At 70.2% G+C, this 1,823-nt stretch carries 2 protein-coding genes and 1 rRNA gene; 1 reads left to right on the top strand and 2 read right to left on the bottom strand.

What is annotated here, in order from left to right; translation table 11 throughout:
- Nucleotides 1-1,014, top strand: a 1,014-nt coding sequence (locus BZY54_RS48260; RefSeq protein WP_244217719.1) for a type IV secretory system conjugative DNA transfer family protein, incomplete at its 5' end; no start/stop codon positions are given.
- A 44-nt stretch (nt 1,015-1,058) separates the two neighbouring features.
- Here BZY54_RS48260 and BZY54_RS48255 read toward each other — a convergent pair.
- Nucleotides 1,059-1,625, bottom strand: coding sequence for a GNAT family N-acetyltransferase (locus tag BZY54_RS48255; RefSeq protein WP_086731562.1), 567 nt, complete (start codon nt 1,623-1,625; stop codon nt 1,059-1,061).
- A 68-nt stretch (nt 1,626-1,693) separates the two neighbouring features.
- A 5S ribosomal RNA gene (rrf, locus tag BZY54_RS48250) occupies nt 1,694-1,810 on the bottom strand.
- Nucleotides 1,811-1,823 lie beyond the last annotated feature (13 nt).

The raw sequence follows: 1,823 nt of genomic DNA, 5'->3' as shown, positions 1-1,823 counted from the left end.
GTTCCCCCGCAGAGGACGGCCCCGGAACCCGAAGAGCGGCAGCCGGAGCCCGTGCCCCCAACCCACGCACCGCCGTTCACGGAGCGCCCACGGACCGCGCTGTTCGTGGCACCGCGAGAGGACCGGCTGGCGACCGCCGCCCAGGCAATCCGCGACGCGGACGGCCCCGCCCTCGTCGTCACCTCCAACCCGGCCCTCTGGCAGGAGACCAAGGACTCCAGGGCCAAGCTCGGCCCGGTCCTCCTCTACGACCCCGGCCACCTCTGCGACACACCGGCCCGCCTGCACTGGTCCCCCGTCAGCGGTTGCGAGGACAAGGAGACGGCCGTGGCGAGAGCGGACGCCTTCCTCGCCCCCGTCCGCCCGACGGCCAGAATCGACCAGGCGGTCACCGACACCGCGCGCACACTGCTGCGCAGCTATCTGCACGCCGCGGCCATCGACGGCCGCACCGTCCGCCACGTCCACCGCTGGTCCCAGGGCACCCAGCTCCAGGAGGCCGTACGGTCCCTCCGCACAAACCCCAAGGCGGCATCCGGATCGGCCGGTGAACTGGAGGCCGCGCTCACCTCGCACCCGGAACGTCGCGACATCGCCCTGGAGTTGACCGGCCGCGCTCTGGCCTCGCTGGTCATGGTGAACGTCCGGGAAGCGTGCACACCAAACCGAACTGATGCGCTCGCCTTGGATTCCTTCGTGAACGAAGGGGGAACGCTTTATGTGGTGGGGGAATCCATCGAGGATCCTCGCACCAACCCGGGCGCGATGCCGCTTCTGACGGCACTCGCCGCAAGCGTGGTCGAGCGCGGCCGGCGCATGGCCGAACGGTCATCCTCCGGTCGGCTCGACCCACCACTCACGCTCGTCCTGGACGACGTGGCCGCCGTCGCCCCGCTTCCCCAGCTTCCCGAGCTCCTGACCGGCGGAGCCGGGCGTGGCATGCCCACCCTGGCGCTGCTGCGCTCCCGGGAACAGGGCCGCGCCCGCTGGCCGCACGACGAGCTCCCGGCCTGACCCACGCGGGCTACTCGGCGCCCACCGCGGGCCGCCCAGGCCCCTCAGGGGCGCTCGAGGACGTACTCCAGCTCGAGCTGGCCGGGGTCGGTGGTCAACGGCACGGTTCGCCCACTGGGGAGGAAGCCGACCCTGCGGTAGAAGCGCTGGGCCCGCCCGTTGTCCTCGTGCACGATCAGCCGTACCCGCTCCGCACCGCTCTGCCAGGCCCATTGCAGCGCCTCGTCGAACAGCACCTCGGTCAGCCCGCATCCGCGGTGCTCCGGGCGTACGTACACACCGACGAGGTGCCCCTGCCGCCGATCGACGGGGAACCCGGCCCAGTCCGTCGTGCCGGCCTGCTCCAGAAGCATGGTGACGGTCCCGACCCACTGGCCGTCCGGGCCCTCCGCGACGAACTGCTGCGCGCCGGTCGCGCCCACGCAGGCCCCTGCCGACCGTTCCTGCCAGAAGGAATCCGGTCTTGCCTGGGCTTCGTCGTACGTCTCCAGGAACGCGAGGTGGGCGACCGGGTCCTGCAGGGCGAGGAGCCGCAACGCCTTCACTGCCGGCCACTCCTCGGCGCGTATGGCGCGGACCAGGTACTTCTCATCGCTCTCGGTGCTGCTCATGGGGCCACCGTAGTGCAGGAAAACGAAAAGGCCCACGCCTTTTCGGCGTGGGCCTTTTCTGAAGAATTGTTCGGCGGTGTCCTACTCTCCCACAGGGTCCCCCCTGCAGTACCATCGGCGCTGTAAGGCTTAGCTTCCGGGTTCGGAATGTAACCGGGCGTTTCCCTCACGCTATGACCACCGAAACCCTATGAAACT

The sequence above is a fragment of the Streptomyces carpinensis genome, from assembly GCF_002154505.1.
Classification (GTDB): Bacteria; Actinomycetota; Actinomycetes; order Streptomycetales; family Streptomycetaceae; genus Streptomyces; species Streptomyces carpinensis.
This window is presented reverse-complemented; position numbering and strand designations above follow the sequence as displayed.

Excerpts from the sequence above, each read along its gene's own strand:
- BZY54_RS48255 (WP_086731562.1), bottom strand. The coding sequence starts at position 1,625 with ATGAGCAGCACCGAGAGCGATGAGAAGTACCTGGTCCGCGCCATACGC.